Below are 13,889 nucleotides of genomic sequence, written 5' to 3'. Positions count from 1 at the left end.
AACTTATTTATTATTAGTAAACACCTAGACATTTGCTGTAGTTATTGCTAAGCTTTTTATGATTGAAAATCATTCTCACTTAAAATAATAAAAAACAATGAGGGTTACATATGAAAGAAAACCAGACAGAAAAGGTAAAGCGCAAACCGCTTTCCGCGGCCTTCCTTTTTATTATTGGAACGCCGCTTTTGTTTTTAATGTTTATGCTCTCCATTTCTGTAGGGGCAGCAGACATTAACCTGCAAACGGTATGGGCATCGCTGTTTTCCTATGACTCTTCCAATAATCAGCATGTGATTATTCAGGAACTGCGCCTGCCCCGTTCAACCGCTGACGTCGTGGTCGGTGCCGCCTTTGCTGTAGCAGGTGCTGTTCTTCAGGGCATGACACGCAATCCCCTGGCGGAGACAGGGATCTTTGGTATTAATGCAGGGTCTATTTTTATGGTTGCTGTATGCTTTGCTTTTTTTCCGGGAATGTCCTACAGCAATCTTATTTTATTTTCCTTTGCAGGTGCTGCGATGAGTCTCAGCATGATTTTTGGTATTGGCGCGATGACGAAAGGGGGCCTGTCTCCGGTCAGGCTCGTTCTGGCGGGGGCGGCTATCAGTGCTCTGTTTACTGCTTTAAGTGAAGGCATCGCGATTTATTATGATTTAAGCCAGGATCTGGCTTTCTGGTATGCAGGAGGAGTGGCCGGCGTGAGGTGGGAGCAGCTGCTTCCCGCCCTGCCATGGCTTGCTGCAGGCCTTGGTATGGCAGTATTGCTGTCGCGTTCCATTACGCTTTTGAGTCTGGGGGAGGACATTGCAGCTGGACTTGGGGCAAGAGTCCGCTGGATTAAGCTGGGCTGCGTAATCGCTGTTCTTATTTTAGGGGGACTTGCGGTTTCGATTGTGGGACCTGTCGCTTTTGTGGGCCTCGTCATTCCTCATATTGTCCGCTACTTTGTCGGGGCGGATTACCAGCTGATTATCCCCGGCTCAATTATTGTAGGGGGAATATTTATGACAATGGCGGACATCGGCGCACGAATGATCAATCCTCCATATGAAACGCCCATCGGCGCCTTGTTTGCCTTGATCGGCGTTCCGTTCTTTCTTTATATCGCCCGTAAAGAAAGGAGAGAAAGCTTATGAAATCGATTGTTCAGGAACGACTGCGGAAAAAACAGCTGTTTTTCTTCGCGGTTATTATCCTTCTCATATTAGCCGTATTCTTTTACAGCATGAATACAGGCTTTACGAGTCTATCTCCAATAGAAGTAATTCAAACGTTTATCGGATTGGGGGATTCTCAAAGCAGTTTGATTTTGTTTGAATTCCGGCTTCCCCGGATCGTGCTCGCTCTGCTGGTTGGTGCCTGTCTGGCAGTTTCCGGATGCATTTTACAGGGAGTTTCGCGGAACAGCCTGGCGGATCCCGGTATTTTAGGAATTACGACAGGAGCCGGATTGTTTGTTGTGTTGTATATTTCCTATGCCTCGTCTTTTGAAGCAGCTTCTGCTTTTACGCTTCCGTTTCTTGCTCTGATCGGCGGATCGATAACCGCCTTTCTGATTTATATTTTATCTTATGAGAAAAATGTCGGGCTTCTGCCGTATCGCATGATCCTTAACGGAATTGCCATTGCAGCGGGCATAAGCGCTTTAATGACCATACTTATGCTCCGTCTCGCACCTGAACAGTACAGCTTTGTAGCTATATGGCTCGCCGGTCGCATCAGCGGCTCAACGTGGAATGAAGTACTATCGCTTCTGCCCTGGCTCGTTATTCTGTTTGTTATTATTATGTTCCGGGCAAGAGACCTTGATACGCTTGCTTTTGGAGATAAAATGGCGACCGGTCTCGGAGTTACGGTGGAAAAAGAACGTCTTATTCTGACCGGGTCCGCCGTGGCGCTTGCTGCGGCAGGCGTCTCGGTCAGCGGAGGTATTGGATTTGTCGGTCTGATCGCGCCGCATCTGGCACGCAGGCTGGTTGGAAGCCAGCATGTAATGGTGCTTCCGGCATCAGCACTTCTTGGAGGACTGCTGCTTTTAACGGCTGATACGATCGGCCGCTCTATCATTGAACCGTCGGAAATTCCGGCAGGAGTTGTAGTAGCAGTTATTGGCGCCCCTTACTTTCTCTATCTTCTGGCCCGCCAGAAAGCCTAGGTTTAACAAGGAAGGTCTCTCCATGTATACTGGAGGCAGTATGGAAAGGAAGTGATCAACCTGTTTCCTGTGCGATGACCATTACTTATTTAGTGATTATTGTTATTGTCGGCTACTGTATTTATATGATGCGCAGAAGAAAGGGCCTTAACGATTTCAAAAGTGCTCTTACACCCATATGCTTTCTGCTTGTGCCCATTATGAATCTGGCCGTACTTTGGCTGGAATGGCCGTCTATTGTAAGCTGGGTGGCATTTACGGTTCTTCTTTTGCTCGGTGCTTACTTTATGAAGTATCTGCCAAAACCTGAACCCGAATCCAAATAAAGGTATTTCCCCAAATAGCTATTCACGATCCGGAAACCAGTTCAGCTGGTTTCTTTTTTTTGAAAAAGTGTTTGTAATATTTACAGCACAGAAAAAGCCGCTGCCTGCGCTGTTTAGTAAATAAAGGAAACAGAAAAAACAGCATATATTACAAGGAAATAAAATCCGGAATGTTCACTACAGGCGCTTTCAGCTATGCTCTTCCAGTGAATTGGAAGCTATAATTACAAAGTATTACATATTTAACGAGATAATGACGGGATTTCAATTTCGATTACACTCTGCTAACAAGCGTGGAAAATCTATTGTATTAAGAGATTCAGCTGTCTATACTTCAACTAGTCAAACAGACACTATTGCCATTCAGAGAAACAAAAAATAAACTCAGGAGGTGAACGAGCGTTAATTCAAGAAAGCCGCAATATGAAATACATAGATTTATCGAGTTATGGGGATTCGGGACTATGTTTTACCAACGGCCAATTGATATTCTAACGCTTCGTACATTTATGAAAAAATTTATCTTAACTTCAATCGTGGGCACAGCCCTTTTAGCAGGACCCGTTGCAGGAGCAGATGCTGCAGTAGGCGATCAGACACTACGTGACGGAATGAATCATTCCGATGTATCTGAACTTCAGGAATTGTTAAATGAAAAAGGACATGACGCAGGTTCCGTAGACGGCGTTTTCGGTCCTAATACAGAATCTGCTGTAAAATCTCTTCAGTCTTCTGAAGGATTAAGCGTAGACGGTATTGCCGGCAATAACACATTTGACGCCATGAATCTGGAAGCAGCTGGAAACACTGGATCAAGTGCTTCTTCAGAAAAAGTAGCAGGCGCGTCGACATCAGAAGCTTCCCAGTCTGCTGGATTTACTAATCCGGCAAACGGACCGGTAAGCTCTGAATACGGCCCACGCGGCGGCGGCATGCATAATGGTATCGACGTTGCGTCCGGCGGCCAGTCTAATATAGCGGTTAAATCTGCTGCTTCCGGTACAGTGAAGCAGGCAACAACGATGAGCGGTTACGGCAATACGGTCATTGTAGAACACACTGTAAATGGTCAGACGTATGAAACTCTTTATGCTCACCTCGCTTCCATTAACGTTTCTGCCGGAGAGAGTGTCGGCCAGGGCGAGTCTGTCGGCGTTATGGGCAATACCGGCCAATCAACGGGTACACACCTGCACTTTGAAATTCACGAAGGCGCATGGAATGGTGCTAAATCAAATGCCGTAGACCCAAGAAATTATGTCAGCTTCTAAATAATATTAAATCAGCCTGTTCCTAGTCGGAACAGGCTTTTTTTGTATTTTAAATAAATAGTTATTAGAAAATTGAAAAATTTATGTTTCAAGCGTATAATAAATGGATATAGTATGTACAACTATTGTTTAATAGTTGGTTGTACATTCCCCGTCCCTGAGACACGAATCTCAATAGAAAGAAGGGAAAGGTATGAAAAAGTTTGCTGGATCGATGTTGACTGGTGTACTGGCATTTGGGTTGGTTGGAGGAGGCACGGCGCTTGCCGACAGTCATGATACGGATGATGGCTCATCAGAAGACACCGGAATGGTAAGAATTGTTCACGCATCCCCTGATGCTCCGGAAGTCGATGTATATGTTGATGGTGAAGCAGTAGTTGAAGGGGCGGCATTTAAGGATGCAACTGATTATTTGGAAGTACCTGAAGGCGAACGGGAAGTAGAGATTTTTGCGGCAGGTGAAAACGGTGAAGGAGATCCTGTTCTGGCAGGGACTCTTGATGTAGAAGATGGTGAAGCTTATACAGCTGCGGCTACCAACACGCTCGAAGAGCTTGAGCTGACTGTGCTTGAAGATAAGCAGGACACAGCAGAAGGTATGGCGGATGTAAGAGTGGCCCACTTCTCCCCTGATGCACCAAATGTTGACGTGGCCGTTACAGATGGCGATATTTTGTTTGAAGACGCGCCATTTACCGGCGTAACGGATTATCTTGAAGTAGAGGCAGGTTCTTATGATCTGGAAGTACGACCTACCGGCACAGAAGATGTAGTACTTGACCTTGCCGGAACAGAGCTTGAGGAAGGCATGAGCTATTCCGTACTGGCTGTCGGTTTTGCAGAAGGCGATCCTGCTCTTGACGCTATTGTACTGGCAACTCCTTCTAGTGACAGCATGCCGTCTGAAATGCCTCAAACCGGCTCAGGCGGAACAGATAATACGATGATGTATGTACTGGCCGGGCTGATGGCAGCTGGTCTTGGAGCTGGATACTATGTACGCCGCCGCGCGGGCGCTTCTTCATAGTATTGTCCTTGCCTTCCTGATTCTTTTCTTGACCGGAAGTTCAGAAGAATTCCTGGAAGCGGAAACAGAATATGCGCCGCAGGCATCAATAGACGGGGCCGAAGCAGCAGAAACTACAGGTCAGGCAGAGACGATTTCTGTTTCTTCGCAGCAGTCCGTTTCCCCCGCAGCTATCAGAATAAATGCGATTGACCTGGACGCCGAAGTGGATGAGATGGGATACACAGAGAGTGGAGGCATGGAAGTCCCGGATAACGGAGAAGATACCGGTTGGTTCTCGCCGGGATTTAAACCGGGTCAGCAGGGAAATGCAGTAATAGCGGGACATGTAAATGACCGGTCCGGACCTGCTGTATTTTACCACCTTGATAAACTCAAGCCAGGCGACCTGATAGAAGTGACCGGTGACGATGGAGAAAAGGTGACGTTTGAAATGGAATCCGCTGCGTCTTATCCGTATGACGATGCGCCGATTCAACAGATTTTCGGTGCATCAAATGAAAGAAAACTGCAGCTGATTACATGTACGGGAGAGTTTGATAATGATGCCGGTACCCATCGCGAAAGACTGGTAGTTACCGCGTCAGCTGTGGAAAACTAAAAGAGAGCCGGCTTTCTGTAAGCCGGTTTTTCTTACGTGAAAAAACAGCCCCCGGTTTTAGAGTCGGTGGCTGTTTTTGATTACATATTAGTTTGATCAAGATCGTATTCATTGGAGCGGATCATCGTCAGCATAGGTGCTGCTGAAGAGTGATAAGGGCTGCGGCAGCTTTGGCAAGAGCTTCATCTTCAGACAGGCTGGAAATGTTTGCGAACGTTTTTTTTCTAAACGTATCTTTCCCGGTGCTGTCCGTACCTGTATAAAATTCGATTACCAAACGGGATTGCTGTAGCTCAGTCATTAAGAAAAATCTCCTTTCACGAATGGGGATGAGGGGGAGGGATGGGTTTCAGAAGAGGATGCGGGACGGGGAGGGGCCTGATGAACAGTATAAATCAGCATATCCAGCTTTTTTTCCATCCGGTGGAGGAGGTAAAAAGCAATAGCGGCTGAAATACCGTGATCACTCATTACTTGAATCCAGAGGTCTGCATTCACAACTGTATCTCCTTTGAGTTTGAATAAGAAAATTGTAAGCCGGTTATGGACCGGCTTTACTATTCAAATTATGCTTCAAAAATAACGTCAACGCTGCGGTCTACAATACGGGCATCCCGCTTGCCGACGAAAAGACCGCCGGAGGAGGTGAAAGCAGCAGATGCAATAACAGCATCCATTGCGGCTTCCACCGCAATTGGGTCAGCTGGTTCAATCGGCTGGTCCAACGTAATTGTTACTAGTTTACCTTCTTCGTTTTCAAAGCGCAGTTCAAGTCGTTTATTCATTATAGGGGACAGCTCCTTTAGTATAGTTATATTGTTTTTTAGGCGAGATGGTGAAGACTGTATTCATTTGTGCGGACAATAGCGGAAACGGGAAGCGATTGAAGAGAAGCGAGAGCCTGGGCAGCTTCATACAGCGGAGCGCTGTCTGCGCGGTTACGGATCTGTTGAAATGATTTGGATACAAACGATTCTTTTCCTTCTTCTGTAAGACCTGCGTAAAACTCAATGGTCAGCTTTGACTTAATGGCCTGATTCATCGTGCGTCACCTCCTTTCACTCTCTATATAGAGCGGAAGCGGAGAAAGGGGGGAGGCGGGGCAGTCTTTTTTTAATTTTTTCAGCGCCATTTTCCGCCATGACTTTACCGTAGAAGAAGAAACGCCGTGCAGCTTGGATATCTGCTGAATGGTTCTACCGTAAATAATCGCGTCAACGACCCACGTTTTTTCCCTGGCAGAAAGAGAATGAAGATAGTCCTCCAGGGATTCCTCCGCTGCGGCCGGGGTTTCCGAAAATCCGGAAACAATCCCCTCTGCCGCTTCGTCCGTCAGCCATGTGTGCTGCTGTTCGTAAGTGGATTCCCGGCGCAGATGGGTAAGCATTTCTCCGCGCACATAGCTGAAAGCATAAGTAGAAAAGGTTCCTTTGTTCTCGTTAAATCCCTGCCAGGCCTTCCAAAGGGCAATTTGTCCGATTTGAATAAATTCTTCTTTGTTTTTGTGAATATGAAGCCGATTGATCATTCCTCCGATAAGAGGCATGTAGTCTTCCATTACTTGTTCAAAAGCAGTATCCTGCATGATAAACCTTCTCTGGAGCGGCGCGCCTTCCGTGTATTCCATGGTAGGCTTATCATACTGCGGCCGGGGCGAATGAAGCTAAGCGCTTATTATGAAGCTGGCGTTTCCTTTTTTATCCACGGAACCGTATGACATAGTTGAAGAAGAGCGGGACTGAAAAATAGGATAAAAAAAGTCTCCCTTTTGGAAGGAAGACTTTCGGGTTACTCATTATGCCTGTTTCAGGCCGATCCCTTTTATAGAGGATTCTTTAAGTTGAAGCGTGACCGTATCACCGGGAGCGAAGTTTTGAAGAATGTCTGCGTGCACGGTAAGATCCGTTTCTTCAACGGAAACAGTGTATTGAATATAGGTGCCTTGAAACTGTACATTTTTGATCATTCCCTGCAGGCCGTCTTTTTGAACTTCTCCTATAAGAATCAGTTCATCCGGCCGGGCAGGGAAGATAGATTTTTTTTGAAAAAATGGAGCGACTTTTGGTTTTTCCCAGAACGTATGGGATTGATTAAAAGGGTGAAAGGTAGAATGGTTCCAGACGCCGGGTATGATATTCGCTTTACTGACAAAAGTGGCAGCAAAAGCAGTGGCTGGATAATAATAAATACCTCTTGGGGTGCCGGCCTGTTCAATCTGTCCATTCTGCATAACTACGATCCGGTCTGCCATAGCAAGAGCTTCCTCCTGATCATGTGTCACATAAACGATAGTAGCACCGGAGTGTTTATGAATGCGTTGAATTTCCTGACGCATGGCACTGCGGAGCTCTGCGTCCAGACTGCTCAAAGGCTCATCCATCAAAAGAAGAGAAGGAGAAGCTACAATGGCACGGGCCAAAGCCACTCTTTGCTTCTGGCCGCCGGAGAGCTGGTGGGGCATTCGATCAGCGAATTCAGTCATGCCCGTTAAGGAAAGAACGTCTTCTACGCGTTTTTGTTTATCGCTTTTGCTCATTTTTTTAGAGGAACGATGCTGGAGCGGGAACATAATCTGCTCATGAACTTTCATATGAGGCCACAGGGCAAAGGATTGAAACACCATTCCAATGGAACGTTTCTCTGGAGGGAGAGCTTCGGAGGCGTTGGCTGCCATTGTTTCTCCAATAGTGATTTCTCCGTGGGTAGGCCGGTCAAATCCTGCTAAAAGTCGAAGAAGAGTCGATTTTCCACAGCCGGATGGCCCTACAATAGCCACAAACTCTCCTTCTTTCACTTCCAGGTTTATATTTTGTAAGGCATGTAAGTCTCCGAAAGATTTGGTAACACTGTGCAGACGTGTACTCATGCTGTAACCCCTCTTTTCTCCAACCTTTTTTTAAGCAGTAACAATCCAATTCCTATAACAGCCATGCCGCCGACAATAAGGGAGGAAAAAGCTGTGGAATGAGTAGTATAACCTGCCTGTTCAAATTGAAAAATCATAACGCCGATCGTTTCGTTTCCCGAAGACCAAAGCAGTGCTGAAACAGTTAATTCTGCCAGAGCTGAAAGAAAAACAAGGAAAGCGCCCCCTGCCAGACCGGCCAGCATAAGCGGAATCATAATTTTTCTCCATAATGAAAAGAACCCGGCTCCGCTGCTTCTGGCCGCTTCCTGCATAGATTGGCCGATCTGCATAAAAGCTGTAGTACTGGCACGTCCCTGCAATATAGTAAAGCGGGTGATATAGGCAATAATTAAAATCCATATACTTCCATACACTCCGGGATTCCAGCCCGGCACCGGCTGCATCCAGGTAAAGATCAGCGCAAGCGCAAGCACCGTTCCCGGAAGCGCATAAGGAAGAGCTATACTAAGCTCAGCACTTTTGGAAAAAACGGAAGGGCGGTACACCCGGAAATAGGCAATGGTGGTACCGATAACTAATGCAGCAAAAGTAGTGATCAAAGCCAGGGTAAGACTGTTCGTTATCGCTCCGCTTACCTGACTGTTTCCTGCAAGCAGAAAACGATAATGCTCAAAGGTGATAGTATCCAGACGGAAAGGCGCACCAAAAGCCGGCGACAGGGAGGCAGCTGCCATAGCGGTTAATGGGATAATGCTGATTATAAATAGAAAGGACCAAATGATGATCTCTGCGTATTTCCTGTATTTCCCAAAAGTGAAACGGGGAGCTGTATCTTCGTAAGATGTTTCATGATTCTGCGACTTCTTGGTTAACAGCCACTGAAAAAGCGTGCCGATCAGTGCTGCAGCTCCTAAAAGAGAGGCCAGGACAGCGGCTCTCGAAAAAGCCTGCGGTCCAAATCCTGCTATTTCCTGATAAATAGCTGTACTCAGCACAGGTATATTTGCCGGGATGCCGAGAAAAGCAGGGATACCAAAATTGTCCAGACTGGCCAGAAAAGCAAGCAGTCCACCTCCGGCAAGGCCGGGCAGAGCGAGCGGCCAGTATACGGTGCGGAAAGTCTGCCATTTTCCTGCACCTGAAACCCGTGCTGCTGCATCGAGTTCCCGGGGAATACGGCGTAAAACGCTGACGGTGAGCAGGTAAACCAAAGGGAAGTGGGAAATACTTAGTACGAAAATAATGCCCCCCTACTATACAAATTAACCGCAGCTATATCGCCGGGGAGTTTTTCCAATAAAGCAGCCACCCAGCCATTGCTGCTGAAAAGCTGCGTCCATGCCAGCGTTACAATATAAGAAGGAATAACAAAGGGAAGCAGAATGAAAAGATGCATGACTGACTTGCCGCGGATATCGCTGTACGCCACGATAATTGCTGCAAGCAGACCGCCGCCTGCAGAAAGCAAAGTAGAAACCCCAACAATGATTACCGTGTTCCAAAGCGTGGTCCAGGTGGAAGCTTCCCGCCATACTTCCTGATAAACAGAAAAAGTGAACCCCTCTTCTCCTGAAAAGCTTAATTCCACTAATCGCAGGAGCGGCAGTACGAAAAAGATAAGCAATAATAAAAGAGAGATTCCGGCAAAAATTCTACGTTTTGCCAAAGCAGATAGGAGAAAAGAGAGGGAAGGCGTTCCCCTCTCTTTTCTAAAGCCGGTGGAATCGAACATAAGGACAGCACCTTTCTTGTCTGAAGATAAAATCTGCTTCAATAATTAACGCTGATTATTGAGCTCCCGTTATATCACTAAACGTTGTCTTATCTTCTTCTCGAGAATCCAGCAGCGTCTTAACATCTTGAGACATTATCTGAAGCTCATCCATCGTTTTCAGACCTTCCGGCACCTCTACGTCATCACGAAGTGGTGTATAGCCCATATCAGCAGCTAATGTTTGTCCTTCTTCAGAGAGAATAAAATCGACAAATGCCTGAGAAGCTTCTACATTATCTGATGCTTCTGTGATGCCGACTGGTTCAGTAATCACCGGCACTCCTTCTTCCGGATAAACAAGTTCCACTGGAGATCCTTCGGCTTTAGCATTGGCAGCAATAAAATCAACAACCATTGCATAAGATTTTTCACCGGAGGCCACAGATTGAAGAGCACCGCCATTTCCCTGCACAATAGTTACATCGTTATCAGAAAGGTTTTCAAAAAAGTCCCATTCAAGACCTTCTTCCCGGCTCATCACTCCAGCGTTATAGGCGGCAGCGCCGGAATAAAGAGGGCTCGGCATCACGGTCTGACCCGCTGTTTCCTCAGCGCTAAGATCCTTCCAGGAAGAAGGCAGCTCCTCCACTTCATTCGTATTAACGGCCAGTATAGTGGCCATCGCTTTAGTTCCGTAATACATTTGATCCGGGTCTATAAACTCTTCAGATATATTTTCTGCTTCCGGCGAATCATAGGATTGAAGGAGATCCTGCTCTTTCAGGCTTTCAAATGTGACGCTGTCTGCCAGAAGAAGAACATCGGCTTCTACGGCTCCAGCCTGATTTTCCGCCTGTACTTTGCTTACGACTTCTTCAGTTCCGGAGCGATATAAGCTCACCTCAATGTCGGGATGGGCCTCATTAAAGGCTTCGATCAGTGCATTGGCGTCCTCGTCGGGCTGGGATGTATAAAATGATAATTCTTCCCCTGAGCTGTTAGTGTCCCCGCTGTCAGCTTCCGATTCTGCACTGCCGCCGCAGGCAGCAAGTGTTAATAGGGACGCACCGGCAGTAAATGCAAAAAGAACTTTTTTCATATGTATAACCTCCTCGTTTATATTCATCATAAATGTGGAATATGTAGAAGAGGTTACGTTGAGGTAAGGATTCATGAAGTTCAGGTAAATATATAAAAATAAAACAAATACCAGGGGGTTCTGCGGCATGTTTGATCGTTTTAGAGGAAAAAAGGAAAAAGATCTCAATAAAGAGGACTATCAAAAAGGATATAAGAAGTTTGAAGGACAGGCCGAAGAATATTACGAAGATAAAAATAAATCAAAAGGCCTTTTGAAAAAAGCAAAAGGCAAGGCAGAGGATAAAAAAGAAGAGCGTAATTTATCCGACGTATGGGAGGATCTTCAGCTGATGCTGCAGATGTTCCGTTCCTGGATCAAAGGAGATTATACTGAGCTTGATAAAAAATCCATCATCATGGTAATAGCAGGAATACTATATTTTGTTTCCCCGATTGATTTAATCCCGGACTTCATTCCGGTTATTGGGTTCTTCGATGATGCAGCGGTTATTGGATTTATCGTAAATCGTCTGACTGACGAAGTCGATCATTTCCGCCTGTGGAAACAAAAACAGGGAAAATAAACGAAAAAAGGGCGCGGAGCATTGGCTTCGCGCTCTGTTTGTATATTAAGAGGAAACAAAGGAACGGCGCTGCTCGGGAAGGGAATGCAGGCCGGATTTCTGCAGATAGTCAAGGTGCCTGGACAACAGATCGTTGTTTTCGGACTGATCGAGCCCTTCGAGGACGACGGGGAGGCTGGTTTTGGAAAGAATGCTGAGCATATCCGGCAGGTGGAGGCGTCCTTCGCCGAGTGCGACGTGATATTTATCAAGCGATGTGTCGCTGAGATGGATCTTGTTAACCCGTTCTAATTTTTTCAGGTAATCATATGGATTAATGGTTAAAGGAACGTGCGCCGTATCAAAGGTCACTTTGACTTCTTCCGGCAGAAAATGGCTCAATGCGTTGATCTGCTCCGGTTCGGAGAACAGTTCCTTTGGCGTTTCCTCCATTTGTTCAAGCGAAAGCGTGCATCCATAGTCCGCTGCCTTCATCGCAAGCTCGATATACACACTCAGGCTGTGATTCATCAAGCCGGGTGTACTCTGGCGTCCGGGATGGACAGTAACATTGTGAGCGCCCAGCTGTTTGGCGAGTGCGAATGATTTAGAAATTTCCTGGACGGACTGCCGGCGGATACCTTCATTGATGGAATGTATATTTATATCCCAGCTGCAGGCATGCAGCGTGAATTCAAGGCCAAGTTTCTGCTTGAGCGAATAGATAGCAGCAGGGGATTCCTGCTGGAGCCAAAACTGCTCCGCCCAGACTTCCACACCCGCTGCACCGATACGGGAAGCTTCCTGAAGAATATCGGCAAATGGTTTACCCCACATTAACGAAGATGAAAAATATAATTTCATTCTTTTCCTCCTTCAGCTCTAGTCTATCTTTCTAAAGCTATCATACAACTTAAAAATCAAGCTGGTATGAAGAGAAGGTAAGGAAATATAAAGATTGTGTAAAGAATCCTCAGCTGACAATATCCCGGGTGTTGTCGTACTGTTTATATGCTTCGGTTTTCATAATGTTTTCCAGAATAACAATGGTGTGCCATACATCTTCAAAAGAAGTATACAGCGCGACGGGAGCAAGGCGGATGCCGTTGGGCATGCGGAAGTCGGGTACGACCCCTTCATTTTTTAAAGCCTTGCAGATTCCGGCGGCTGCCGGATGTTCGATAAAAAGATGGGCTCCGCGCCGATGGTGCTCCACCGGGCTGACAATAGTAAAGCCATGTTCTGCCAGCTTTTCTTCTATCAGGCTGGTCATATAATCCGTCAGCTGAAGAGATTTCTTCCGGATTGCCTGTATACCTGCTTCTTCAGTGATTTCAAGAGAGCCAAGCAGCGGAGCCAGACTGAGCACGTGCGGAGTGCCGATCTGGAAGGCTCCTGCATCGGAAGCCGGCGTCATCGTGTGCTCCATATCGAACTGTTTTTCTTTAGCCGAGCCGAACCACCCGGCGAGACCAGGCATCCGGCCGCTGTATTTTTCATGCACAAACAATGCACCGACGCTCCCAGGGCCTCCGTTCAAATGTTTATACGTACACCAAAAGGCAAAATCGGCTCCCCAGTTATGGAGCTGATGAGGTACTGCACCGGCCGAGTGGCTGAGGTCCCATCCAATAATAATGTCTTTCTTACGGGCGGCTTCAGTAATGCGCTGCATATCAAGCACCTGCCCGCTCCGATAGAGCACACCGGGAAGAATGGCGACAGCAGTCTCCTCAGTCATTGCAGCGATAATATCATCTTCCTCCAGCGTGAACCCGTCCCGGCTTTCTATTTGAAGAAGCTGATCGGCAGCCTTAAGCCCCTTCTGTTCGATCTGGCTTTGAATGGCGTAGATATCAGAGGGGAACGTAAGCGCGTCTGCTATTATTTTTGTTTTTTGTCCCTGAGGCTTATAAAAAGAAGCCAGCAGCTGGTGAAGGTTAACCGTAGTTGACCCTGTTGCAATAACTTCATGGGGCAGTGCTCCGGTGATCCCGGCCATCTGCTTTCCTATATGTTCGGATAGGTAGTACCAGGCATGGCTGCCGGAAGTCCATCCATTAATCCCGAGCGTTTTCCAGCTTTCCATCAGCTCCAGCGTTTTTGTTTCTGAGCGTCTGGACATCAGCCCAAGTGAATTTCCGTCCATATATAAGACGAGACGCCGGATTGAAGCCCGGATTGAAGGTAGAACTCTTCTCGAAATGAATAAAGGGAGTCGTTTTCGTCCATTTTTTTTGCGTAGTCGAGGCTTAGGTCCATCGAATCTTCCTTTCG

General features: G+C 46.7%; 16 protein-coding genes and 2 pseudogenes. 7 read left to right on the top strand and 11 right to left on the bottom strand.

Annotation, left to right across the window (positions count from 1 at the left end; translation table 11 throughout):
• The first annotated feature begins 110 nt into the window (after window positions 1-110).
• The 6 genes from MMY81_RS06575 to MMY81_RS06550 all read left to right on the top strand — a co-directional run bounded on the left by MMY81_RS06575 (window position 111) and on the right by MMY81_RS06550 (window position 5,386).
• Window positions 111-1,139: a FecCD family ABC transporter permease gene (locus MMY81_RS06575; RefSeq protein WP_252312139.1), complete on the top strand. Its 1,029-nt coding sequence runs from the start codon at window positions 111-113 to the stop codon at window positions 1,137-1,139.
• Window positions 1,136-2,158 carry a FecCD family ABC transporter permease gene (locus tag MMY81_RS06570; RefSeq protein ID WP_252312138.1) on the top strand — a complete coding sequence of 341 codons (1,023 nt, stop codon included), beginning with the start codon at window positions 1,136-1,138 and terminating at the stop codon, window positions 2,156-2,158. Before MMY81_RS06575 ends, MMY81_RS06570 begins: the two co-directional genes overlap by 4 nt.
• A 74-nt stretch (window positions 2,159-2,232) precedes the next feature.
• Entirely contained in the window at window positions 2,233-2,484 is a 252-nt protein-coding gene (locus MMY81_RS06565) for a hypothetical protein (protein ID WP_252312137.1), read from the top strand.
• 464 nt (window positions 2,485-2,948) lie between these two features.
• Entirely contained in the window at window positions 2,949-3,755 is an 807-nt protein-coding gene (locus MMY81_RS06560; protein WP_252312136.1) for a peptidoglycan DD-metalloendopeptidase family protein, read from the top strand.
• Between the two features lie 193 nt (window positions 3,756-3,948).
• Window positions 3,949-4,785: a DUF4397 domain-containing protein gene (locus MMY81_RS06555; RefSeq protein ID WP_252312135.1), complete on the top strand. Its 837-nt coding sequence runs from the start codon at window positions 3,949-3,951 to the stop codon at window positions 4,783-4,785.
• Window positions 4,754-5,386, top strand: a complete 633-nt coding sequence (locus tag MMY81_RS06550; RefSeq protein WP_252312134.1) for a class F sortase — start codon at window positions 4,754-4,756, stop codon at window positions 5,384-5,386. Before MMY81_RS06555 ends, MMY81_RS06550 begins: the two co-directional genes overlap by 32 nt.
• A 127-nt stretch (window positions 5,387-5,513) precedes the next feature.
• Here MMY81_RS06550 and MMY81_RS06545 read toward each other — a convergent pair whose 3' ends face one another.
• The 9 genes from MMY81_RS06545 to MMY81_RS06505 all read right to left on the bottom strand — a co-directional run bounded on the left by MMY81_RS06545 (window position 5,514) and on the right by MMY81_RS06505 (window position 11,068).
• A complete protein-coding gene (locus tag MMY81_RS06545) occupies window positions 5,514-5,687 on the bottom strand; it encodes a DUF1659 domain-containing protein (RefSeq protein WP_252312133.1) in 174 nt (57 codons plus the stop codon).
• Window positions 5,687-5,884, bottom strand: a complete 198-nt coding sequence (locus MMY81_RS33070; RefSeq protein ID WP_252312132.1) for a YvrJ family protein — start codon at window positions 5,882-5,884, stop codon at window positions 5,687-5,689. Before MMY81_RS33070 ends, MMY81_RS06545 begins: the two co-directional genes overlap by 1 nt.
• 68 nt (window positions 5,885-5,952) lie before the next feature.
• On the bottom strand, window positions 5,953-6,171 hold the full coding sequence (locus tag MMY81_RS06535) for a DUF2922 domain-containing protein (RefSeq protein WP_120191837.1): 219 nt from the start codon (window positions 6,169-6,171) through the stop codon (window positions 5,953-5,955).
• A 38-nt stretch (window positions 6,172-6,209) separates the two neighbouring features.
• Window positions 6,210-6,428, bottom strand: a complete 219-nt coding sequence (locus tag MMY81_RS06530; RefSeq protein WP_120191838.1) for a DUF1659 domain-containing protein — start codon at window positions 6,426-6,428, stop codon at window positions 6,210-6,212.
• Window positions 6,429-6,434: 6 nt separating this feature from the next.
• Entirely contained in the window at window positions 6,435-6,971 is a 537-nt protein-coding gene (locus MMY81_RS06525; RefSeq protein WP_252312131.1) for a sigma-70 family RNA polymerase sigma factor, read from the bottom strand.
• Between the two features lie 210 nt (window positions 6,972-7,181).
• Entirely contained in the window at window positions 7,182-8,252 is a 1,071-nt protein-coding gene (locus tag MMY81_RS06520; protein WP_252312130.1) for an ABC transporter ATP-binding protein, read from the bottom strand.
• Window positions 8,249-9,466, bottom strand: coding sequence for an ABC transporter permease (locus tag MMY81_RS06515; RefSeq protein WP_252312129.1), 1,218 nt, complete (start codon window positions 9,464-9,466; stop codon window positions 8,249-8,251). Before MMY81_RS06515 ends, MMY81_RS06520 begins: the two co-directional genes overlap by 4 nt.
• A gap of 17 nt (window positions 9,467-9,483) precedes the next feature.
• Window positions 9,484-9,987 carry a hypothetical protein gene (locus MMY81_RS06510; RefSeq protein ID WP_252312128.1) on the bottom strand — a complete coding sequence of 168 codons (504 nt, stop codon included), beginning with the start codon at window positions 9,985-9,987 and terminating at the stop codon, window positions 9,484-9,486.
• A 55-nt stretch (window positions 9,988-10,042) separates the two neighbouring features.
• Complete coding sequence (locus MMY81_RS06505; RefSeq protein WP_252312127.1) at window positions 10,043-11,068, bottom strand: ABC transporter substrate-binding protein; 1,026 nt, start codon at window positions 11,066-11,068, stop codon at window positions 10,043-10,045.
• A gap of 385 nt (window positions 11,069-11,453) precedes the next feature.
• Here MMY81_RS06505 and MMY81_RS06500 point away from each other — a divergent pair.
• Window positions 11,454-11,561: pseudogene (locus tag MMY81_RS06500) on the top strand (YkvA family protein); the annotation flags it as partial.
• A gap of 117 nt (window positions 11,562-11,678) precedes the next feature.
• Here the strand turns inward: MMY81_RS06500 and MMY81_RS06495 are convergent.
• Together MMY81_RS06495 and kynU are read right to left on the bottom strand one after the other, a co-directional pair.
• Complete coding sequence (locus tag MMY81_RS06495; protein WP_252312126.1) at window positions 11,679-12,476, bottom strand: sugar phosphate isomerase/epimerase family protein; 798 nt, start codon at window positions 12,474-12,476, stop codon at window positions 11,679-11,681.
• Window positions 12,477-12,585: 109 nt separating this feature from the next.
• A pseudogene (gene kynU, locus MMY81_RS06490) lies at window positions 12,586-13,874 on the bottom strand (kynureninase).
• Between the last annotated feature and the right edge of the window lie 15 nt (window positions 13,875-13,889).

The organism is Sinobaca sp. H24 (assembly GCF_023845525.1).
The sequence above is the reverse complement of the archived record's forward strand: the minus strand, read 5'-3'. Positions and strand labels throughout refer to the sequence as shown.

Coding starts and splice junctions, on each gene's coding strand:
- MMY81_RS06575 (WP_252312139.1), top strand. CDS start 111: ATGAAAGAAAACCAGACAGAAAAGGTAAAGCGCAAACCGCTTTCCGCG.
- MMY81_RS06570 (WP_252312138.1), top strand. CDS start 1,136: ATGAAATCGATTGTTCAGGAACGACTGCGGAAAAAACAGCTGTTTTTC.
- MMY81_RS06565 (WP_252312137.1), top strand. CDS start 2,233: ATGACCATTACTTATTTAGTGATTATTGTTATTGTCGGCTACTGTATT.
- MMY81_RS06560 (WP_252312136.1), top strand. CDS start 2,949: ATGTTTTACCAACGGCCAATTGATATTCTAACGCTTCGTACATTTATG.
- MMY81_RS06555 (WP_252312135.1), top strand. CDS start 3,949: ATGAAAAAGTTTGCTGGATCGATGTTGACTGGTGTACTGGCATTTGGG.
- MMY81_RS06550 (WP_252312134.1), top strand. CDS start 4,754: ATGTACGCCGCCGCGCGGGCGCTTCTTCATAGTATTGTCCTTGCCTTC.
- MMY81_RS06545 (WP_252312133.1), bottom strand. CDS start 5,687: ATGACTGAGCTACAGCAATCCCGTTTGGTAATCGAATTTTATACAGGT.
- MMY81_RS06535 (WP_120191837.1), bottom strand. CDS start 6,171: ATGAATAAACGACTTGAACTGCGCTTTGAAAACGAAGAAGGTAAACTA.
- MMY81_RS06530 (WP_120191838.1), bottom strand. CDS start 6,428: ATGAATCAGGCCATTAAGTCAAAGCTGACCATTGAGTTTTACGCAGGT.
- MMY81_RS06525 (WP_252312131.1), bottom strand. CDS start 6,971: ATGCAGGATACTGCTTTTGAACAAGTAATGGAAGACTACATGCCTCTT.
- MMY81_RS06520 (WP_252312130.1), bottom strand. CDS start 8,252: ATGAGTACACGTCTGCACAGTGTTACCAAATCTTTCGGAGACTTACAT.
- MMY81_RS06510 (WP_252312128.1), bottom strand. CDS start 9,987: ATGTTCGATTCCACCGGCTTTAGAAAAGAGAGGGGAACGCCTTCCCTC.
- MMY81_RS06505 (WP_252312127.1), bottom strand. CDS start 11,068: ATGAAAAAAGTTCTTTTTGCATTTACTGCCGGTGCGTCCCTATTAACA.
- MMY81_RS06495 (WP_252312126.1), bottom strand. CDS start 12,476: ATGAAATTATATTTTTCATCTTCGTTAATGTGGGGTAAACCATTTGCC.